General features: G+C 67.1%; 20 protein-coding genes. 11 read left to right on the forward strand and 9 right to left on the reverse strand.

Annotation, left to right across the window (positions count from 1 at the left end; genetic code table 11):
• Nucleotides 1-53: 53 nt before the first annotated feature.
• Nucleotides 54-1631, forward strand: a complete 1578-nt coding sequence (gene guaA / locus HPA02_RS05985; protein WP_146802182.1) for a glutamine-hydrolyzing GMP synthase — start codon at nucleotides 54-56, stop codon at nucleotides 1629-1631.
• 99 nt (nucleotides 1632-1730) lie between these two features.
• Nucleotides 1731-2582 carry a putative RNA methyltransferase gene (locus tag HPA02_RS05990; RefSeq protein ID WP_146802183.1) on the forward strand — a complete coding sequence of 284 codons (852 nt, stop codon included), beginning with the start codon at nucleotides 1731-1733 and terminating at the stop codon, nucleotides 2580-2582.
• Nucleotides 2583-3091: 509 nt separating this feature from the next.
• Here HPA02_RS05990 and HPA02_RS05995 read toward each other — a convergent pair.
• Both HPA02_RS05995 and HPA02_RS06000 read right to left on the reverse strand, forming a co-directional pair.
• The gene (locus HPA02_RS05995) at nucleotides 3092-3532 is read right to left on the reverse strand and encodes a tetratricopeptide repeat protein (protein WP_146802184.1); all 441 of its coding nucleotides are present in this window, start codon (nucleotides 3530-3532) and stop codon (nucleotides 3092-3094) included.
• A 111-nt stretch (nucleotides 3533-3643) separates the two neighbouring features.
• Nucleotides 3644-3901: a hypothetical protein gene (locus HPA02_RS06000; protein WP_146802185.1), complete on the reverse strand. Its 258-nt coding sequence runs from the start codon at nucleotides 3899-3901 to the stop codon at nucleotides 3644-3646.
• Between the two features lie 50 nt (nucleotides 3902-3951).
• On the opposite strand from HPA02_RS06000, the gene HPA02_RS06005 reads away from it, so the two are divergent.
• Nucleotides 3952-4398, forward strand: a complete 447-nt coding sequence (locus HPA02_RS06005) for a DUF6789 family protein (RefSeq protein ID WP_146802186.1) — start codon at nucleotides 3952-3954, stop codon at nucleotides 4396-4398.
• Nucleotides 4399-4531: 133 nt separating this feature from the next.
• Nucleotides 4532-5176, forward strand: a complete 645-nt coding sequence (locus HPA02_RS06010; RefSeq protein ID WP_146802187.1) for a LysE family translocator — start codon at nucleotides 4532-4534, stop codon at nucleotides 5174-5176.
• A gap of 52 nt (nucleotides 5177-5228) precedes the next feature.
• Here HPA02_RS06010 and HPA02_RS06015 read toward each other — a convergent pair whose 3' ends face one another.
• Together HPA02_RS06015 and HPA02_RS06020 are read right to left on the reverse strand one after the other, a co-directional pair.
• Complete coding sequence (locus tag HPA02_RS06015; protein ID WP_146802188.1) at nucleotides 5229-6164, reverse strand: LysR family transcriptional regulator; 936 nt, start codon at nucleotides 6162-6164, stop codon at nucleotides 5229-5231.
• Between the two features lie 30 nt (nucleotides 6165-6194).
• On the reverse strand, nucleotides 6195-7490 hold the full coding sequence (locus HPA02_RS06020; protein ID WP_222593978.1) for an SLC13 family permease: 1296 nt from the start codon (nucleotides 7488-7490) through the stop codon (nucleotides 6195-6197).
• 350 nt (nucleotides 7491-7840) lie between these two features.
• On the opposite strand from HPA02_RS06020, the gene HPA02_RS06025 reads away from it, so the two are divergent.
• Nucleotides 7841-9046 carry a DNA glycosylase AlkZ-like family protein gene (locus tag HPA02_RS06025; RefSeq protein ID WP_186809939.1) on the forward strand — a complete coding sequence of 402 codons (1206 nt, stop codon included), beginning with the start codon at nucleotides 7841-7843 and terminating at the stop codon, nucleotides 9044-9046.
• A gap of 113 nt (nucleotides 9047-9159) precedes the next feature.
• Complete coding sequence (gene yghU / locus HPA02_RS06030) at nucleotides 9160-10035, forward strand: glutathione-dependent disulfide-bond oxidoreductase (protein WP_146802191.1); 876 nt, start codon at nucleotides 9160-9162, stop codon at nucleotides 10033-10035.
• Between the two features lie 75 nt (nucleotides 10036-10110).
• Here the strand turns inward: yghU and HPA02_RS06035 are convergent, their stop codons facing one another.
• From HPA02_RS06035 to HPA02_RS06045, 3 genes are all read right to left on the reverse strand, one after another.
• Nucleotides 10111-10488, reverse strand: coding sequence for a septal ring lytic transglycosylase RlpA family protein (locus HPA02_RS06035; protein WP_146802192.1), 378 nt, complete (start codon nucleotides 10486-10488; stop codon nucleotides 10111-10113).
• 266 nt (nucleotides 10489-10754) lie between these two features.
• Complete coding sequence (locus HPA02_RS06040; protein ID WP_232340990.1) at nucleotides 10755-11270, reverse strand: nucleoside deaminase; 516 nt, start codon at nucleotides 11268-11270, stop codon at nucleotides 10755-10757.
• An 11-nt stretch (nucleotides 11271-11281) separates the two neighbouring features.
• The gene (locus HPA02_RS06045; RefSeq protein WP_146802193.1) at nucleotides 11282-12667 is read right to left on the reverse strand and encodes a solute carrier family 23 protein; all 1386 of its coding nucleotides are present in this window, start codon (nucleotides 12665-12667) and stop codon (nucleotides 11282-11284) included.
• Nucleotides 12668-12782: 115 nt separating this feature from the next.
• Between HPA02_RS06045 and HPA02_RS06050 the strand changes: the two genes are divergently transcribed.
• Nucleotides 12783-13679 (forward strand): LysR family transcriptional regulator, encoded by an 897-nt coding sequence (locus tag HPA02_RS06050; RefSeq protein ID WP_146802194.1) that lies wholly within the window; start codon nucleotides 12783-12785, stop codon nucleotides 13677-13679.
• A 70-nt stretch (nucleotides 13680-13749) separates the two neighbouring features.
• Here HPA02_RS06050 and HPA02_RS06055 read toward each other — a convergent pair whose 3' ends face one another.
• Both HPA02_RS06055 and HPA02_RS06060 read right to left on the reverse strand, forming a co-directional pair.
• Entirely contained in the window at nucleotides 13750-14061 is a 312-nt protein-coding gene (locus HPA02_RS06055) for a hypothetical protein (RefSeq protein WP_146802195.1), read from the reverse strand.
• A gap of 150 nt (nucleotides 14062-14211) precedes the next feature.
• On the reverse strand, nucleotides 14212-15126 hold the full coding sequence (locus HPA02_RS06060; RefSeq protein ID WP_146802196.1) for a LysR substrate-binding domain-containing protein: 915 nt from the start codon (nucleotides 15124-15126) through the stop codon (nucleotides 14212-14214).
• Between the two features lie 101 nt (nucleotides 15127-15227).
• Between HPA02_RS06060 and HPA02_RS06065 the strand changes: the two genes are divergently transcribed.
• The 4 genes from HPA02_RS06065 (at nucleotide 15228) to HPA02_RS06080 (ending at nucleotide 18770) form a co-directional block, all read left to right on the forward strand.
• Nucleotides 15228-16070, forward strand: a complete 843-nt coding sequence (locus HPA02_RS06065) for a PhzF family phenazine biosynthesis protein (RefSeq protein WP_146802197.1) — start codon at nucleotides 15228-15230, stop codon at nucleotides 16068-16070.
• Nucleotides 16071-16217: 147 nt separating this feature from the next.
• On the forward strand, nucleotides 16218-17630 hold the full coding sequence (dbpA, locus tag HPA02_RS06070; protein ID WP_146802198.1) for an ATP-dependent RNA helicase DbpA: 1413 nt from the start codon (nucleotides 16218-16220) through the stop codon (nucleotides 17628-17630).
• Between the two features lie 18 nt (nucleotides 17631-17648).
• The gene (locus HPA02_RS06075) at nucleotides 17649-18509 is read left to right on the forward strand and encodes a PA4780 family RIO1-like protein kinase (protein ID WP_146802199.1); all 861 of its coding nucleotides are present in this window, start codon (nucleotides 17649-17651) and stop codon (nucleotides 18507-18509) included.
• Between the two features lie 36 nt (nucleotides 18510-18545).
• Complete coding sequence (locus HPA02_RS06080; RefSeq protein WP_276508201.1) at nucleotides 18546-18770, forward strand: tautomerase family protein; 225 nt, start codon at nucleotides 18546-18548, stop codon at nucleotides 18768-18770.
• Nucleotides 18771-18788 lie beyond the last annotated feature (18 nt).

Raw genomic sequence — 18788 nt, forward strand, 5'->3', positions numbered from 1 at the left:
CCGCTTCCAGCTTTCGCTTTTACGGTACCGTTGCTTCTCAAAGGAAAGGCCAGATGACCGACATTCACGCCCACAAGATCCTGATCCTCGACTTCGGTTCCCAGTACACCCAGCTGATCGCCCGCCGGGTCCGCGAGATCGGCGTCTACTCCGAGATCCGCGCCTTCGATATCACCGAAGCCGAGATCCGCGAGTACAACCCCAACGGCATCATCCTCGCCGGTGGCCCCGAGTCCGTCACCGAGCTCGATTCCCCCCGGGCCCCCCAGTGCGTCTTCGAGATGGGCCTGCCGGTCTTCGGCATCTGCTATGGCATGCAGACCATGGCCGAGCAGCTCGGCGGCAAGGTGGAAGGCTCCCACCAGCGCGAGTTCGGCTATGCCCAGGTGCGCATCGACGAGACCACCGCGCTGTTCCGCGATATCGCCGACCATATCGACCACGACACCGGCAAGAGCCTGCTCGATGTGTGGATGAGCCACGGCGACAAGGTGGCCCAGGTGCCCGACACCTTCACCGTCACCGCCTCCACCCCGAGCTGCCCCATCGCCGCCATGGCCTGGGAAGAGAAGCAGTTCTACGGGGTGCAGTTCCACCCCGAGGTGACTCACACCCTTCAGGGCCAGCGCATCCTCGAGCACTTCGTGCTGGAGATCTGTGGCGCCGAGCGCCTCTGGACCCCGGCGCAGATCATCGAGGACCAGATCGCTCGCGTCCGCGAGCAGGTGGGCGACCGCCACGTGCTGCTGGGCCTCTCCGGCGGCGTCGACTCCTCGGTGGTGGCGGCCCTGCTGCACAAGGCGATCGGCGACCAGTTGACCTGCGTGTTCGTCGACAACGGCCTGCTGCGCAAGAACGAAGGCGACCAGGTGATGGAGACCTTCGCCAAGCATATGGGCGTCAAGGTGATCCGCGTCGACGCCGAGCAGCTGTTCCTCGACAAGCTCAAGGGGGAGGCCGATCCCGAGGCCAAGCGCAAGATCATCGGTAACACCTTTATCGACGTCTTCGACGCCGAGGCCGCCAAGATCGAGGGCGTCGACTTCCTGGCCCAGGGCACCATCTACCCCGACGTCATCGAGTCCGCCGCCGCCAAGACCGGCAAGGCGCACGTCATCAAGTCCCACCACAACGTGGGCGGCCTGCCGGAGACCATGAAGCTCAAGCTGGTCGAGCCGCTGCGCGAGCTGTTCAAGGACGAGGTGCGCAAGCTCGGCGTCGAGCTCGGCCTGCCCTACGACATGGTCTACCGCCACCCCTTCCCGGGGCCGGGCCTGGGCGTGCGTATCCTCGGCGAGGTGAAGAAGGAGTACGCCGACATCCTGCGCGATGCCGACGCCATCTTTATCGAGGAACTGCACAAGGCCGACTGGTACCACAAGACCAGCCAGGCCTTCGCCGTCTTCCTGCCGGTGAAGTCCGTGGGCGTGGTCGGCGACGGCCGCCGCTACGAGTGGGTCATCGCCCTGCGCGCCGTGGAGACCATCGACTTCATGACCGCCCGCTGGGCCCACCTGCCCTACGAGCTGCTGGAGAAGGTCTCCAACCGCATCATCAACGAGCTCGCCGGCGTCTCCCGCGTGACCTACGACGTCTCGAGCAAGCCCCCCGCGACCATCGAGTGGGAATAACACTCGCCGTGGCATGACGCCGCCGATCGACTGGAACCCGCCACTCGGCGGGTTCCTTTGTGTTCGGCCTGGCGAGCCTGGGTTGATGAAGGGGAAAAGATGAGTTCGACCACATTCACGGCACTGGCCTGTCCGCTGGACGGCGAGCCGTTGCGACAGGGCGACGGCGCCTGGCGCTGCGCTGCCGGCCACGGCTTCGATATCGCCCGCCAGGGCTACGTCAACCTGCTGCCGGTGCAACACAAGCGCTCCCGGGATCCCGGTGACAGCAAGGCGATGGTCGCGGCGCGTCGCCGCTTCCTCGAGGCCGGCCACTACCGGCCGATCGCCGAGGCCGTCGCTCGGGCCGTGCTGGCGCAGGTCCCCGCTGGCGCCAGCCTGAGCTGCCTCGACGCCGGCTGCGGCGAGGGCTACTACCTGCGCGAGCTGGCCCAGGCAGCCGGTGACGAGCGGACGCTGGCCCTGCTGGGGGTGGATATCTCCAAGTGGGCGGTGCTCGCCGCCGCCAAGCAACAGCAGGCCGCCACCTGGGTGGTGGGCACCAATGCCCACCTGCCGGTGCAGGACCACAGCCTGGACGTCGTGCTGTGCCTGTTCGGCTTCCCCGTCTACCCCGAGTTCGCCCGCGTGCTGAAGCCGGGCGGCGTGCTGCTGCGGGTCGATGCCGGCCCCGACCACCTACGCGAGCTGCGCGAGATCATCTACCCCAGCCTCAAGCCCCCGCGGGCCGATGACGACACGCCGCCGCCAGGCTTCGCGCCCCTCGCCCGGGAGACGCTGCGCGACACCATCGAGCTCGATGGCGCCGAGCCCATCGCCGACCTGCTGGCCATGACGCCACACCTCCATCGCGCCAAGGCCGAAGGCCGGGAGCGGGCGGCGGCGCTGGCGTCGCTGACCGTGACCCTGGACGTGCGGCTGACGCAGTGGGTCTATCAACCCGTAGGGTAGGGCTCATCATCAGCGGGCGCTTTGCAAACCTACGCCGGGCTGGGAGTGAGCGACAGCCCCTCACTATCCAATCCTCTTAACTACACGGGGTTGTCAGGCATATTGATGATGGCATGAGAGTGAGGAGAGGCAGCGGTTCAAGACTCAGAAAATTTAATGAAGGCTTCTGAGTATTCTGGTGGAAAAACTGCTCCGGCTCTGGACCTTCGCCATTGACCTCCGGAGGCTAGCTCCGGACCTTTGCTATCGAACTCCGGACCTTTGGGCATTAGCTCCGGACCTTGGGAGAAGCGGCAGTAGCTATCTAGGCCTGTTGCCGGGAAGGGGAAGGCACCGAAGGCCAAGGTGGGGGAGGTCATCTTGGCCCTCTGCTGCCGGCGTTCATTACGGTGGGATGAATTGACTCGCTTGCACAATCGCTCGGCGGAGTCCTTGAGCAAGCACTATCTGCACCCCATGGTCTCAGGGCCTTGTTGGGCCGTTTTTCCATGTGGTGGCATAAGTAATGCTCAGGGGAGTAACTGTCTAATGAGTTCCTCTCGATTCATCTCCAACATCTCTTCCAGCATGAGATTCTTCATGGGGTCATCGCTTTCCCGCCATTCCCGTAGAAGCGCTTCGACTTCTGGCGACTCTGCAAGCCGGGCCGCCAGGATGTGATTAGCATCCGGGTGGTCGCTCGCATCGCTGGCGTAGGCGTTCTCCACTTCCTCGTAGCATGCCAGGGTTTCTGCTGTGGCTTCTTCCAGACGCTCATGCACCATGCAGCGCAGCAGCATTCCTTCCACGTGCAGTTCCCCTTCCTGCAGCACGTCCAGGTCGCTCTTGGCTTCCTCATACCGGCCTAGGCTGGCGAGGAGCTGTGCACGGTTGCTGAGCAGAGCAGGATCATTGGGGTGTTGTTCCAGTCCTTCCGCGTAGATCGTGAGTACTTCTTCGAGCTGCTGCATATCTTCGCGTGCCTCGACGAGGGCGGCGCTAGCGCGCTCCTGGTAGTGTGCCGGGGGCTCGCCGTTAGGCGGTGAGTAGCAGGGCCGCAACCGAGATGAACAGGATTTTCTTCACTGTGCTTCTACCTCGATCTCGAAGCCGATTTTTGATGTACCGGAAGCCAGGTGCCCCGAGCCACTGGAGAAGAAGTAACCGCCAATGAGTTGCAGCATCAGGCGGCGGGGCGGCATGGGTAGGGTGAAGGTAACATGGCCGATGGGTTCGAAGTCATCTTCTGACCAGGCGGGGGCGAGGGTATCGGTCGTTCCATCCAGGATCGACCGTGCCTGTCCGCGGGCCTGGCTAGTTGCCGGCACGACCTGGCCCATGAACGAACCACCTATACTGCAAGGCATAGTTCTACACCGGGAGAGACATCATGGGCTGTCGCCTGGTAAGGGGGATGTTGGCCGGTTTCGTGGCCACCCTGGTCATCTCGATGATCATGATCCTGCGCCTGTCGGCGGGCATCATTCCCTGGTACGACCCTATCGAAATCATGAATCTGGCCGCGCAGGACCTGCTCGGCACGCCGGACAGCCGGTGGGTGGCCTGGGCCATCCATTTCGCGGTGGGGACCCTGGCCTGGGGCCTGCTCTTCGGGCTGCTGGCGCCCTTCCTGCCGGGGCGGAGCGACGCGCGACGCGGCCTGCTGTTTGGCCTGATCACCTGGCTGGTAGTGATGGTCACGGTCTTCCCCATGGCGGGCTCTGGCCTGTTCGGCATGGGCTTCGGGCTGGTGGCCCCCCTGTCCACCTTGCTGGCGCATGTCGTGTTCGGACTGGTGATCGGGAGTATGTACGCCCGATCGCGAGGCGTATGCTAGGCGCGCCCGTCGTCTCCTGAACGGAGGGGATCGAAGAGGGGCGTCGTGTTGTCCCCGGGGCTCGGAAGCATAGACTTTCTCCCGGGGCGGCCATAGTCTGGCGAGACGCTTTTTACCTTCTCAGGACGAGACGATGTTCGAGTATTCCCTGGCACACTGGACGGCCTTCGCGACGGCAGCGGTGCTGTTGAACCTTTCCCCCGGGCCGGATATGGCCTTTATTCTTGGGCAGACGGCGCGCCACGGTAAGGGCGGTGGCTTTGCCGCCATGTTCGGTGTATGGAGCGGGGCGGTGGTGCATGTCGCCTTGGCGGCCTTGGGGTTGTCGGCGATCCTCGCGACCTCCGCCCTGGCCTTCTCCCTCGTCAAGTGGGTCGGCGCGGCCTATCTGGTATGGCTGGGGATCCAGGCCCTGCTGGCGTGTTCCGCAGATGATGGCGCCCTTGCCCCCTCGGCGGCGGTGCCGCGTCGGCGCGATATCTATCGTCAGGGGATCCTGATCTCGCTGCTCAACCCCAAGGTGGCGATCTTCTTCCTGGCCTTCCTGCCGCAGTTCGTCGTGCCCGGAGCCGGACCGGTCAGCCTGCAGCTGGCACTGCATGGCCTGTTGATCATCGCGGTCGCCGCGATCGTCGAGCCGCCCCTGGTGCTGGCCGGGGCCCGCCTGGCCGCGGCATTGCGCGGCAGCTCGCGTGTCGGCCTGTGGTGCGAGCGTGGGCTGGGGGCCTTGTTCGTCGGCCTTGGCGTCAAGCTGGCAATGAGTTCGCGCACCATGTGACGAGGAGGGGCGTGTCGTATGTCGCCCTGCCCCCAGGCATGAGCGCCGGGATTTAGCGAGTCTTGCCGTGCTGCCTGGTGGTTCCTGCATCGCAGCCGTCCGCGTGCCCGTCGCGTGCGGGGGGCTCGATCAGTAGCGAGCGCACGGCGCTCAACAGTGGCTCCCGGGCAGGTTCCGCCAGGTGGGCGAACAGTACTCTGACCGAGGCCTGGGCCTCGCAGAGGAGTTCCACCTCGCCACGCGCCTGCGCCTCGGCGGCGCTATCGGCGTGCAGCAGGCCCACGCCGACGCCTCCGGCGATCAGGGTTCGGGTGACGCTTTCGCGATCGATGCCGATGATCCGTTTGGGCCGAAAGCGGTGCTTGGCGAACAGGGCCTCGGCGGCCTGCCCGCAGCAGGTGGTGGAGGTCGGCAGGATCCAGGGCAGCTCGGCGAGCCGTTGCCAATCCGGGGGAGAGGACGCCGGCACGAGCCCCGGTCGAGCGGCGAGATAGGTGGCGAAACGGGACACCTCGAGCGTCGCCAGGTCGCCCGCTGGTTGGTCGGCTTCGTTGTAGAAGCCGGCATCCAGCTCGCCGCTGCGGATGCCTCGCAGGATATCGAGCGAGGTCCCGTACTTGAGCGATACCTCCACCTCGGGGACGCGCTCGGCAAGCACCGTGAGAAAGCGGGCGACGACCCCGGCGTCGACGTGGCTGGCGCCGAGACGCAGGCTGCCCACCAGGGAGCCCTTGAGGCGCGCCGCCTCGTCGATCAGTTCGCGCTGGGCGAGGAGGGTTCGTTCGGCCTTGACGAGGAGGCGCTGCCCCTCGAGGGTCAGCTGCATGCCGCGGGAGGTGCGCTCGAACAGGGCCAGGCCGAGCGTCTCCTCCATGGCCTTGATATGCGCGCTCACCGCCGGTTGGCTGAGGTAGAGGCGCTCGGACGCCCGCGTGATGCTGCCCTCGCGCGCGACCGCCAGGAAGGTCTTGATCTGGTGTATGTCCATCCCGCTCCCTCGTCCGTGCCGCCTCGACTCTCAAAGTACCCCAAGCAGCCGCCACCAGGCCATCTCCAGGGGCACCAAGGCCACGGCACTGAGCGCGAACAGCGCCAGGCAGAAGCGGGTCATCGCCGCCATGGGGAGCTTGGCCATCTGCATGGCGGCGATGAGCGGCGGCGCCTGATAGGGCAGCAGCACGTTGGAGAAGGCGAGCACCTGGGTCATCAGCACGGCCATCAACGAGAGTCCGGTGGTATCGGCCAGGCCAGCCGCGGCGGGCGTCATGATGGCGGGGACCCCGGGCAGGCTGGCGAGGATGGCGAACAGGGTGGAGATCGCCGTCAGTGCCAAGGCGTTCCCCAGTGGCCGATCGGGCGAGAGCTCCAGGTGACGCCCCGTCCAGTCGATGGCCGCCTCGCCCAACCCCGTCGCCGCAATCACCGCGCCCAGGCCGATGATCCCCGCCACGAAGAACAACGAGGCGTAGTTGATCTGCTCGTTGATGCACTTCGCGGGCGTCAGCCCTGACGCCGGCCACAGGCAGTAGAGCGCCGCGCCCAGGCCGATCCAGCCCGGCGACACCCCGTGCAGGCCATCGCTCAGCCACAGCAGCAGGCAGCCGAGAAGCACGGCAAGGAGTCGTCGTTCGGCACCGCTCATGGAGGCAGGCGTGGGCCGCTCCTCGGCGGCATCCCTGGCAGGGGCGCGGTCGGGGAACATCCACAGCACCAGGAGGGCCACGACCGCGGCCTTCAAGAGGCCGAGCACCGGGAAGTGCAGGCTCAGGTAGGACCAGTACGAAAACTGTTGGCCGTAGAGGTTCTCCGCCATGCCGGCCAGGATCATATTGGGGGCATTGGAGGGGAGGATGCTGAAGGCGGGCGCCCAGGTGCCGAATATGGCGGCGATCAGCATGCCGGTCCTGCCGTTCGAGCCCGGCCGATAATCGAGCCGGTCGGCCAGCGCCACGATCAGCGGCAGCAGCAGGAAGATGCGGGCCATCGAGGAGGGGAGGAGGAAGGCGAGGACCAGTCCCGCCAGCGTGACCCTGACGATCACCCCGGAATAGGTCGTGCCGAGGCGACCGGAAAGCAGTAGCGCGATGCGCTGGCCCAGGCCCGTATGGCGGATGGCGATGCCCAGCACGATCCCACCGAAGAACAGCCAGAAGGTCGAGGAGTGGAAGCCGGAGAAGACCGTCTGGGCCGGGGCCAGCTGGAAGAGGGTGGCGAGCAGGAAGAAGGCCAGCGCCGGCCAATACTCCGGCACGGCCGCCGTCGCCCACAGGCCGATACACAAGATCACCAGCGCCGCCGCCCCGGCCATCGGCATCGGCAGGTGCCAGGCGAGGAGGGCGCCGACACTCCCGGCGGCGACAAGCACACCGATAAGGGGCCGGAGCGACGTGCGCGGCGCCGGCGTTGCCGTCGGGCCCGCCGCCGATGCTTGAGTGTGCGCGGAGGCCGTGGAAGGCTCTCGCAGGGGATGGGACTGTACCGGTTCTGCCATGAAAATCACTGCCTCCATTCGGATATCCGTCTGGCAGCGACTCTAGCCAGTGGCGGCATCGGGCGGCCAATCGTTTATTCGGGGGGCAGCCATCGGCAGGATTGAGGGCGGAACCATGCCGCATGCGGCACGGTTCGCCTAAGATGGGGGATGCCTCGGAACAAGGAGTACCGATGACCGCCCAACAACGCCTCACCCTGACTCGCGCCGACGCCCGCCGCCTGCTGGTGCGCTATCACGTCCCGCCGGCGCCGTTGGCGACTATCGTCCGTCGCCTAGGCACCATTCAGTTCGACCCCCTGGCGCCGGTCGGCACCAACCCGGACCTGGTGCTGCAGGCCCGAGTGCCCGGTTACCGGCGGGGCGACTGGCTGCGGGCGGCCTACGAGCAGCGGCTTCTGGTCGATGGCTGGGACAAGCAGGCCAGCCTGATCCAGCCTGGAGAGTGGTGGGCCCAGGCGCCGTTCCATCGCTGGTTCGCCCGGCGCTGGCGGAAGCACGGCGTGGACGTCGATGCCCCGGAGGCCCGTGCCCTAGTCGAGCAGGTGGCACGCCATGGCCCCGCCACCAGCCTCGAGCTCGGCGATCAGCGCTCCGACCCCGCCCTGCGCGGCAGCTGGTACGGTCCCAAGCGTTCGCGGCATCTGCTCAAGGCGTTGTGGGATACGGGACACCTGATGACCCATCATCGCGTGGGCGGTCGCCATGCCTATGACCTGCCCGAGCGCGTGCTGCCCCGCGAGGCGAGGGAGGTGGATGCCACGCCAGACGAGGCCCTGCAACGGCTGGTGGTGCGCCGCGTGCAGGCCGCCGGCCTGCTGCGCCCCAGCGCCGACGCCGCCGTCTGGATGCTGCCCTGCCCGCGTGCCGAGCGGGATCGCCGCGCCGCCCGGGCCATGGCCCATGGGGAATTGATCGAGCTCGACGTGGAAGGCACCCGCTACTGGGCCACGCCGGCGGCCCTCTCGGCCCTGGATGCGGCCCCCGTCCCGGCCGGTGGCGGGGCAGTGCGCTTCCTTGCCCCGCTGGATCCGCTGATGTGGGATCGTGGCGGCGTCGCCCGCCTCTTCGGTTTCGATTACGTCTGGGAGGTCTACAAGCCCCAGGCCCAGCGCCGCTGGGGATACTATGTGTTGCCGGTGCTATGGGGCGAGCGCTTCGTCGCCCGCTTCGATGCCCGGTGCCAGCAGGGCGTCTTGACCCTCCTCGCCTGGCACTGGGAAGCCGAGATCCATCCCGCCAGGCTGCCCGAAGGCCTGGCCGAGGCGCTGCAGCGGGCCGCCGGTGAGTTTCTCGATTACCTCGGCGCCGCGCGTGTCGTCCTGCCCAGGGGCCTCGGGCGTGAGGCGAGGCGGGCCTGGCAGCTAGCGGTCCGATAAGCCGGCGGATGGGCTCGCGGCGGAAACCTTAACAGGCTATCGTTTATCAGACTGAAAAGATCGCCCCGCGCCGTTTTCCGGCGCGGGGCCGGAATTCCCCGTGAGGAGGCGAGATGAGCCAAGAGAGTGGATACGTACCCCCGAAGGTGTGGACCTGGGAGAAGGCCAGCGGCGGCACCTTCGCCAGCATCAACCGGCCGATCGCCGGGCCGACCCACGACCAGGCGCTGCCGGTGGGCAAGCACCCCTTCCAGCTCTACTCGATGGGCACGCCCAATGGGGTCAAGGTCACGGTGATGCTCGAGGAGCTGCTGGCGCTGGGCTATCAGGACGCCGAGTACGATGCCTGGCTGATCCGCATCGGCGAGGGCGACCAGTTCGGCAGCGGCTTCGTCGAGATCAACCCCAACTCCAAGATCCCGGCGCTGGTCGACCATGGCCCCACCAAGCCGATTCGGGTCTTCGAGTCGGGGGCGATCCTGCTCTATCTGGCCGAGCGCTTCGGTGAATTCCTGCCGGGCGGCCTGGCGCAGCGCACCGAGACCCTGAATTGGCTGTTCTGGCAGATGGGCAGCGCGCCCTTCCTGGGCGGCGGTTTCGGGCATTTCTACGCCTATGCGCCGGAGAAGATCGAGTACGCCATCGACCGCTATGCCATGGAGGCCAAGCGGCTGCTGGACGTGCTGGATCGGCGCCTGACCGAAACGCCCTACCTGGCCGGCGACGACTACACCATCGCCGATATCGCCAACTGGGCCTGGTATGGCCAGCTGGCGCTGGGGCGGCAATACGACGCCGGCGAATTCCTGCAGGTGCAGGAGTATGCCAATGTGCAACGCTGGGCCAAGGCGATCGACGCGCGACCGGCGGTGCGCCGCGGGCGCATGGTCAACCGCACCATCGGCGATCCGGCCATGCAGCTCCACGAGCGCCATGATGCCAGTGACTTCGAGACCCGCACCGAGGACAAGCGCGAACGCGTGGAGTGAGCGGTTTGCATGACCGAGAACGCCCGATGCCCGCCTGTTGGCGGGCATCGGGCGTTATAGGGTGGCAATTCCGGCCTAGTCGACCTGGGTGATCATCACTGGAGCGGTGCCACGGCGCAGCATGCCCAGCTCGCGGGCGGCACGCTTGGAAAGGTCGATGATCCGGCCCGCCACGAAGGGGCCGCGATCATTGATGGTGACCTCCACCTCCTGGCCGGTATCGCGGCGCGTCACAAGCACCCGGGTGCCGAAGGGCAGGCTGGGGTGGGCGGCGGTCAGGGCCTGCTGGTCGAAGGTGTCACCACTGGCGGTAGTGGCGCCCTGGAAGCGGTCGCTGTAGAAGGAGGCGACGCCACGCTGGGGGGCGATTTCGTGGGCCTGGGCGATAGCCGGGCCCAGCGTCAGCAGCCCTAGCAGGGCGGCAAGCAGCAGAAACTTGGGTCGATGTCCCATGGGATTACCTCAGGGGTCTCATGTCGCGGATATCGCATCATTCGAGGCGATGAGGGCCAGGGAGGCTAGAGGATAGTAACCGGCCAAGGCAGAGGCGGCAAGCCTTGGCGAAGATGGACGACGTTGGGCGCAGAAGTCCGCAAAATACTAAATTAATCCGGTGCCCCGGAGGGGGGCACGGGCGATGGAGCCGGGGCAGGTGACCGTGAATAGCCAAGCCCCGGCCGGGGCCGGGGCCTGGGGTCAGCGGCGTGCTGCTGGCGGTATCACCAATAGTCGCGATGCAGGTCGAGGATGGTTGCTTCTACTTCAGCCACCGGCCCTACCACCTCGATGGGCTTCTGGCCCTTGGCGAAGACTTCCCGGCAGGGCAGGCTCATGGTGGGGTTGTCCTCATGGTCTCCGGTCAGGGCCAGCAGGGCCGCCTCGCTGGCGCCATACACGACCCGGCCGATATTTCCCCAATAGGTGCAGCCGGCGCACATCACGCAGGGCTCCACCGTGGTGTAGAGGGTGCAGTGCCAGAGAAACTCCGGACGATAGGCCTTGACCGCACGGCGGACCAGGGCCGCCTCGGCGTGACCGGTGCCCTTCTCCTCATGCTCGTCATTTTCCTGCTCCATCAGGATTTCCCCTCTCGGGCCGGCCAGCAGGGCGCCGAAGGGGTGCTTGCCGTCGTCGCGGCCCCGCTTGGCCACCTCGTTGGCGGCCAGCAGCAGTTCGATATCGCGGGTGACTCGGGAGATATCATCGATCATGGCGTGATCCATCTTCTGGTTCATTAGTGGGACTCCTATGAAGGCTCGTGATCGTCGAGGGGCGAGATGCCGTTGAATAGCAGGTTAAGGATGATGGCGGTGTTGGCGCCGAGTACCACGCTGGAGTCGAAGACCACGCGACTCCAGTCGGGCATGAAGTGGAAGAAATCGGGGCTGGCGATGGGGATCATGGCGGCACCAAGGCTTAGACCGACGACCAGGAAATTGCGCAGATCCGTGTCGAAGTCGACGACCTTGAGGGTCTTGACCCCGGCGGCGAAGATCACGCCGAACATCATCAGGCCGGCGCCACCCACCACCGGCTTGGGTAGGGAAGCCACCAGTGCCGAGAGTTTGGGGAAGAGTCCCAGGCAGGCCAGCAGGAGGCCGGCCAGGCCCACCACCCAGCGGCTCTTCACGCCGGTGATATTGATTAGTGCGATGTTTTCCGAGAAGGCGGTGTAAGGGAAGGCATTGAACACGCCACCAATCAGGGTCGAGATGCCATCGGCGCGGATCAGGTTGCCGATGTCTTGGCCGCGTGCCGGGCGACCCGCGATATCCCCCACCAGGATGGCGCCACCGGCCGACTCCACCCAGGTGATGGTGACCACCAGGCACATGGTCAGGACGGGCACCAGGTGGAAGCTGGGGGCTCCAAAGAAGAAGGGCGGCGTCACCGCGACCCAGGAGGCCTGGTTGACGGCGGAGAAGTCCGCCATGCCGCCGAGGGTCGCGGCCAGGAGCCCGACGCCCAGTCCTACCAGGATGGCGATATTGGCCAGGAAGCCCCGGGCCAGACGATTGACCAGCAGGATGACCACCAGGACCCCGAAGGCCAGGGCGATATAGCGTGGTGCCCCGGCATCGGCGACATAGCCTCCCATCACATGCTGGATCGCCACCGGCATCAGGCTGACCCCGATGACCGCCAGCACCGAGCCCACCACCACCGGTGGCAACAGGCGAATGAGATGGGCGGCGAAGGGGGCGGCGATCAGGGCGAAGAGGCCCGCGGCGATGATGGCGCCGTAGATGGCCTGCATGATCGCCGCGGGGCCCGCCGAGGCCAGTATCGGGTCGGTACCGATGGCGATGATGGGAGTGACCGAGGCAAAAGTGACTCCCTGCATCAGGGGCAATCGGATACCGAATTTCCAGAAACCCACCGATTGGATCACCGTGGCGATACCGCAGGTGAAAAGCCCGGCGCTGATCAACATGGCGATTTCCCGGGGCGCGAGACCCAGGGCACTGCCGATGATGAAGGGCACGGCCACGGTGCCGGAAATCATCACGCAGAGGTGTTGCAGGCTCAGTATCAGCATCCTGGGCAGGGGAAAGCGCTCATCCGCTGGACAGGAAGTGATGCCGCCCGGTATGGCGGCAGATGGGGGGACCGAAGTGCTGCTCGTCTCCATGGGACGACCCTCCGTAGCATTGTTGTTGTGACCAACTGGGGTTGGTAGGGCTACGATGGGATTTTTATTGAGATAGAGAAAATTAAAATCTATCGATTATTTAGATAGGTGAGGCATGCAGTTCACCCTTGAGCAGTTGCGACTCTTCGTCGGCGTGGCCGAGGCCGGTTCTTTCTCGGCGGCAGCGAGGCGCCTGGGCAAAGTGCAGTCGGCGGTCAGTACGGCGGTGGCTAACCTGGAGCTGGATCTGGGGGTCGAGTTGTTCTCCCGGGAGGGGCATAAGCCGTGTCTGACGGTGGCCGGGGAGGTGCTTTTGGAGGAAGCCCGGGCGGTGCTGATGCGAGCCCAGGCCCTGGAGGAGCGTGCCTTTGGCTTTACCCGGCAGGTAGAGGCGGAGCTGGTGATCGCGGTGGACGATGCCATTCCCCTGACCGCCATCGGGGCCGCCCTGGGAAACTGGCAGGGGGAGTATCCCGGCGTGGAGTTACGCCTGACCCGGTTGCCCATGCAGGAGGCCCCCGAGTGCCTGATGGCGGGCACCCTGGACCTGGCGTTGTTGCCGGTGCAGGCCAACTATCCTCGGGATCTCGCCTTTCAGCGGATCGGGCAGTTGCGCATGGTGGAGGTGGCCCGGCCGGAGCATCCCCTGGCACGGCGACAGGGCATCGGCTTCGCCGAGCTGGCGGATCATCGTCAGTTGGTATACGCCCCGCATGGCCAGGCGATCTCCACCAGCGAGTATGTGATCTCGCCGCAACGCTATGTCTGCGAGAGCTATGCCGCCTTGCTGGCGTTGCTCGGAGAGGGCCTGGGGTGGGCCATGGTGCCCCATCGTTTGGTGGCGGAGGCGCTGGCCGACGGACGGCTGGTCGAACTCGACCTGGCAGCCTATCCCTTCACGCCTTGGCTGGTGGGCGTCGATCTATTGTGGTGCCGTCGGCGTGGGCTGGGGCGGGCGGGGCAGGCTCTTCGCGAACAACTGGCCCGGGTGCCGTTGGGGGAGGTCGTGTAGCCTTGGCCTCGGGGAGGCGGGCTGACGGCCCGTGAATAGCAAAGCCCCGGCACGAGGCCGGGGCTTGGGATCAGCGGCGCGGCTCTTCCTCGAAGAGCTCCGCCTTGGCGTCGCGCATCACCGCCTCGCAGGCGGCCTGATGGGCGAGCTGGGTGAGTAGGCCCTGGGTCAACTCGAAGCCCTTGCCCAGGCAGGTATCCACCTCCTGCTGGCTCACCGCGGGGGCGACATCGTAGTCGATCTTGAGGGTACGGCCCCGTCTTTCGAGGCGGTCGGCGAAGCGTCGCAATGACCAGGCGAAGCGGGTTCGCCAGTTGGCTGATTCTTCCACGCCGTCGTTTACGCTAAAGGTGCATCGCCACTCAGGTTTGTAGACCTTCATGTGAACCTCCCGTACTGGCTTGGAAAGAATGATCGCTCGTCGTGGTATCTCCGCTGAAAATCACCTGCCGTTCCATCATACAGGCTAGCAGCCATAAGGAAAGCGTAAGGCTGACGGCGAAGCGGGGACTCACTCCGGGCGATGCCTCGGCTACTCAGCAGGGCCGCTCAGGGTCGCCTGCAGCTCCTGCTCCAGGGGGGCGAGGCTATCCCGTAGCCAGTCGCGGAAGGCGGCCGCCCGGGGACTCGCCATGACCCCGGGCAGGCCGACCAGGTAGTAGGCGAACTCGGTACGTCGCCAGGGACGCAGGGGGCATAGGCTGCCCTCACGCAGGGGTTGCCGTGCCACCGTGAAACGCGTCAGGCAGAGCCCCAGGCCTTGCTGGCAGGCGGCCAGAGCCAGGCCGGCATCGGAGACCCGCAGCCGGGGCAGGTCGTTGGTCTCATGGAGGCCCTCGGCGTGCCACCAGGGGCGCCAATGGCTCCAGGGCTCGGTGGCGGTGGCACCGCCGTCCTCGATAAATCGCCACCGTCGCCAATTGCCGGCGGCCTCTGCCGGTCCCACCACGGTGATGGCATCGCCCAGCAGGTAGTCGGCGCGCAGGCCGGGGTAGTGGCCGCCACCGAAGCGGATCGCCAGGTCGGCCTCGCTGCGATGCAGGTCGACCAGGCGGTCGGCGCCCAGCAGCTCGAGGCGCAGTCCCGGGTGGCGTTGCAGCAGGTTGCCGAGGCGCGGCAGTAGGCAGTGGCGGGTGAATGACTGGGGCGCCGAGACCCTCAGGGGACCATCGATGGGCGGTCGGCCGAGCTCGGCGGTGGCCTGCTCGATCAGCGCGAAGGCCTCGGCGAGGCGTTCCCGGTAGCGTTCGCCGGCTTGGGTCAGGGCCACGCCCCGGGGGCGCCGCTCGAAGAGACGCACGCCCAGCTCGGCTTCCAAGGCCTTGATGCGATGGCTGACCGCGGCGGGGGTGACGTGCAGCGCCTCGGCGGCGGTGCGGAAGCTGCCCAGGCGGGCCGCCGTTTCGAAGGCGTTGAGGGTAGCCAGGGGGAGGCGTCGAGGGTGCATGGGTTAGCCTTGCTAAGCCTATGGGTGAAAAAGCATTCGTTGTCATTAAACCAGCTAACGAGAGAATGGGAACCTCCTCTACCACGACACGGGAGTGCCCCATGACCGAGCGCCTCTATCGCCTCGCCGCTTTCACCCAGGACCCCCGGGGTGGCAACCCGGCCGGAGTCTGGCTGGGAGAGACGCTGCCCCCGGCCGCCACCATGCAAGAGCTCGCCACCGAGGTGGGCTATTCCGAGACCATCTTCCTGGCTCCCCTCGGGGAGGGGCGCTACCGGGTGCGCTATTACAGTCCCGCCAAGGAGATCGATTTCTGCGGTCATGCCAGCGTGGCCGCCGGTGTGGTGCTGGGGCGCCTGCATGGCCCGGACACCTACCGCTTGGAGACCGCCATCGGCGAGGTGCCGCTGGAGGTGAGCCGACACGGCGAGTCCTGGTGGGCCACCCTGGTCTCGGTGACGCCGCAACAGCGCCCGGCGTCGGCGGCGCTGGTCGCCGAGACCCTGGCCTGCCTGGGCTGGCGAGCCGAGGAGCTGGACCCCGAGTTGCCACCGGTGCTGGCCTATGCCGGGGTCTGGCACCTGGTGCTGGCGGCGTCCAGCCACGATCGCCTGGCGCGGCTGGATTACGACTTCGAGGCGCTCAAGGCATTGATGACCCGGGAGGGGCTGACCACCCTGCCACTGATCTGGCGCGACGCCGAGGGCGTCTTCCATGCACGCAACCCCTTCCCGGTGGGCGGGGTGGTGGAGGACCCGGCCACCGGCGCCGCGGCGGCGGCCCTCGGCGGCTACCTGCGGGATGCCGGCTTGATGGCGGCGCCGGCGCGGCTGACGATCCGCCAGGGCGAGGCGATGGGCCAGCCGAGCCGCCTGGAGGTGACCCTGCCCGAGCGCGGTGGCATCCGGGTCAGCGGCACGGCGGTCTCGCTGGAGACGCCCTAACCCGAGGAAGTCCTCCTGCTCCGGCCGTTCGTATCACGTTAGCGGTATGTCACCGCGTTTTCTGCTAGGCTTGGCGCCCGTGGGCGCCAGGCCCGTTGCTCGTTGCCGGCCCTCTCTCCTCTCCCCATCTCGCAGGACCCCGCTACCATGTCCGATGCCGCCGCTCACGCCGGGGCCTTCTCCGCCTTGCCCCTAGCGCCGGAACTGCTCGCCAACCTGGCCTCCCTGGGCTATCACGCCATGACGCCGATCCAGGCCGCCAGCCTGCCGGCGACCCTGGCCGGCCGCGACCTGATCGCCCAGGCCAAGACCGGCTCCGGCAAGACCGCGGCCTTCGGCCTGGGCCTGTTGTCGCGGCTCGAGCGGGACAGCTTCCGGGTCCAGGCCCTGGTGCTCTGTCCTACCCGGGAGCTGGCCGATCAGGTGGCCGGCGAGCTGCGCCGACTGGCGCGGACCCTGGCCAATGTGAAGGTGCTGACCCTGTGCGGTGGCGCACCCTTCGGTCCCCAACTGGCCTCCCTGGCCCATGGGGCGCATATCGTGGTGGGTACCCCGGGGCGGGTGGAGGAGCATCTGCGCAAGGGCAGCCTCGACCTGGGCGGTCTCGCCAGCCTGGTGCTGGACGAGGCGGATCGCATGCTGGACATGGGCTTCCAGGCCACCCTGGAGGCCATCGTCGCCGCCACCCCGGCCAGCCGCCAGACGCTGCTGTTCAGCGCCACCGGCCTGCAGGGGGCGGGAGCCGAGGCGCTGCGCCCCATCGCCGCGGCGTTGCTGCGCGATCCGTTCGAGGTGGCGTTGACCGAGACCCATGACGAGACCAGCATTCGTCAGCACTTCCATCGGGTCGCCGACGAGGCGGCCCGCCTGCCGGCCCTGTGCCGCCTGCTGCGCCATCATCGTCCCGAGTCCAGCGTGGTGTTTTGCAACACCAAGCGCGAGACCCAGGAGCTGGCCGAGGCCCTGAACCGCGAGGGCTTCAGTGCCCTGGCCCTGCACGGTGACCTGGAGCAGCGCGACCGCGACCGCCTGCTGGTGCTGTTCGCCAACAAGAGCGTGTCGATCCTGGTGGCCACCGATGTGGCGGCGCGGGGCCTGGATATCGAGGCCCTGGACGCGGTCTTCAATTACCAGCTCGCCCGGGACCTGGCGGTGCATGTGCACCGGGTGGGGCGCACTGGCCGGGCCGGCGGCTCCGGGGTGGCCTGCACCCTGGTGGCCGAAGCGGAGGCCTACCGCCTGGAGCGCCTCGCCGACTTCCTCGGCGAGATCCTCGATACCGAGCCGCTGCCCAGCCCCCGCGACACCGCCCCCCTGGTGCCGCCCATGGCCACCCTGCAGCTCGGCAGCGGCAAGAAGCAGAAGCTGCGCCCCGGCGATATCCTCGGCGCCCTGACCGGCGAGGGCGGTATCGCCGGCGACCAGGTGGGCAAGATCAAGGTAATGGCGAACAGCGCCTATGTGGCGGTGCGCCGCGAGGTGGCCAAGCCGGCCCTGGCCAAGCTCGAGGGGGACAAACTCAAGGGGCGCAGCGTTCGCGTGCGCCGCGTCAGCCGCTGAACCGATCGAACAGGTGCCATGAAAGTCCCCAAACGCTTACAACCCCTGCTGGACGATGGCCTGATCGAGTCGGTCGAGAGTCAGCTGATGAGTGGCAAGGAAGCCCAGGTCTATGTGGTGCGCGCCGGCGGCGAGCTGCGCTGCGCCAAGGTCTTCAAGGAGGCCAAACAGCGTAGCTTCAAGCAGGCGGTGCAGTACCAGGAGGGCCGCAAGGATCGCAACAGCCGGCGTAGCCGGGCCATGGCCAAGAAGACCCGCTATGGCCAGAAAGAGCAGGAGCAGGCCTGGCTGAATGCCGAGGTGGATGCCCTCTATCGACTGGCCGAGGCCGGCGTGCGGGTGCCCCGGCCCTATGGCTTCGTCGATGGGGTGCTGCTGATGGAGCGCATCGCCGACGCCGAGGGGGTGGTGGCGCCGCGCCTGGATGACGTCGTGCTCGAGCCCGACCAGGCCCGCGACTACCATGCCCAAGTGATGCGCGAGGTGGTGCGCATGCTGTGCGCCGGCCTGGTGCATGGCGACCTCTCCGAATTCAATGTGCTGCTCGATGCGCACGGCCCGGTGATTATCGACCTGCCCCAGGCGGTGGATGCGGCGGGCAACAACAGCGCCGCCATGCTGCTGCGCCGCGACGTGGACACCATGCGCGCCTACTTCGGGCGCTTCGCCCCGGAGCTCTTGGCGAGCGACTATGGTCGCGAGATCTGGGCCCTCTATGAGGCCGGCGAGCTGCATCCCGACTCGCCCTTGAGCGGCACCTTCGAGGAAGCGTCCCAGGGCGTCGATGTCGACGAATTGCTGGCGGTGATCGAGGATGCCCGCGAAGAAGAGGCCGAGCGCCTGGCCGCCCTGGTCGAGCGCGACGCCGGCGACGCCTGAGGTCCCACGGATTCAGGCGCGCCCTTTTCTATTTTCCTGGCACTTACCCGGAGCCCCACCATGCCCATCGTGACCATTCAGCAGTTTCCCCGCAGCGTCGAGCAGAAGCGCGAGCTGGCGCGGCGCATCACCCAGGCCTTCGCCGAGGTCTATGGCGCCGAGGAGGCGTCGGTGCAGGTGTTCTTCAGCGAGGTGGAGGGAGAGAACTGGGCCAAGGGGGGCGTGATGGGCTGCGACAGGCCCGCCGACCCCAAGGCCTAGGGGGAGGCCGCCGCCCGG

It is taken from the genome of Bisbaumannia pacifica (genome assembly GCF_007989625.1).
Taxonomy (GTDB): Bacteria; Pseudomonadota; Gammaproteobacteria; order Pseudomonadales; family Halomonadaceae; genus Bisbaumannia; species Bisbaumannia pacifica.

What these genes read in the sequence shown, in the direction of transcription:
- guaA (WP_146802182.1), top strand. Translation starts at nt 54, where the DNA reads ATGACCGACATTCACGCCCACAAGATCCTGATCCTCGACTTCGGTTCC.
- HPA02_RS05990 (WP_146802183.1), top strand. Translation starts at nt 1,731, where the DNA reads ATGAGTTCGACCACATTCACGGCACTGGCCTGTCCGCTGGACGGCGAG.
- HPA02_RS05995 (WP_146802184.1), bottom strand. Translation starts at nt 3,532, where the DNA reads ATGCAGCAGCTCGAAGAAGTACTCACGATCTACGCGGAAGGACTGGAA.
- HPA02_RS06000 (WP_146802185.1), bottom strand. Translation starts at nt 3,901, where the DNA reads ATGGGCCAGGTCGTGCCGGCAACTAGCCAGGCCCGCGGACAGGCACGG.
- HPA02_RS06005 (WP_146802186.1), top strand. Translation starts at nt 3,952, where the DNA reads ATGGGCTGTCGCCTGGTAAGGGGGATGTTGGCCGGTTTCGTGGCCACC.
- HPA02_RS06010 (WP_146802187.1), top strand. Translation starts at nt 4,532, where the DNA reads ATGTTCGAGTATTCCCTGGCACACTGGACGGCCTTCGCGACGGCAGCG.
- HPA02_RS06015 (WP_146802188.1), bottom strand. Translation starts at nt 6,164, where the DNA reads ATGGACATACACCAGATCAAGACCTTCCTGGCGGTCGCGCGCGAGGGC.
- HPA02_RS06020 (WP_222593978.1), bottom strand. Translation starts at nt 7,490, where the DNA reads ATGCCGATGGCCGGGGCGGCGGCGCTGGTGATCTTGTGTATCGGCCTG.
- HPA02_RS06025 (WP_186809939.1), top strand. Translation starts at nt 7,841, where the DNA reads ATGACCGCCCAACAACGCCTCACCCTGACTCGCGCCGACGCCCGCCGC.
- yghU (WP_146802191.1), top strand. Translation starts at nt 9,160, where the DNA reads ATGAGCCAAGAGAGTGGATACGTACCCCCGAAGGTGTGGACCTGGGAG.
- HPA02_RS06035 (WP_146802192.1), bottom strand. Translation starts at nt 10,488, where the DNA reads ATGGGACATCGACCCAAGTTTCTGCTGCTTGCCGCCCTGCTAGGGCTG.
- HPA02_RS06040 (WP_232340990.1), bottom strand. Translation starts at nt 11,270, where the DNA reads ATGAACCAGAAGATGGATCACGCCATGATCGATGATATCTCCCGAGTC.
- HPA02_RS06045 (WP_146802193.1), bottom strand. Translation starts at nt 12,667, where the DNA reads ATGGAGACGAGCAGCACTTCGGTCCCCCCATCTGCCGCCATACCGGGC.
- HPA02_RS06050 (WP_146802194.1), top strand. Translation starts at nt 12,783, where the DNA reads ATGCAGTTCACCCTTGAGCAGTTGCGACTCTTCGTCGGCGTGGCCGAG.
- HPA02_RS06055 (WP_146802195.1), bottom strand. Translation starts at nt 14,061, where the DNA reads ATGAAGGTCTACAAACCTGAGTGGCGATGCACCTTTAGCGTAAACGAC.
- HPA02_RS06060 (WP_146802196.1), bottom strand. Translation starts at nt 15,126, where the DNA reads ATGCACCCTCGACGCCTCCCCCTGGCTACCCTCAACGCCTTCGAAACG.
- HPA02_RS06065 (WP_146802197.1), top strand. Translation starts at nt 15,228, where the DNA reads ATGACCGAGCGCCTCTATCGCCTCGCCGCTTTCACCCAGGACCCCCGG.
- dbpA (WP_146802198.1), top strand. Translation starts at nt 16,218, where the DNA reads ATGTCCGATGCCGCCGCTCACGCCGGGGCCTTCTCCGCCTTGCCCCTA.
- HPA02_RS06075 (WP_146802199.1), top strand. Translation starts at nt 17,649, where the DNA reads ATGAAAGTCCCCAAACGCTTACAACCCCTGCTGGACGATGGCCTGATC.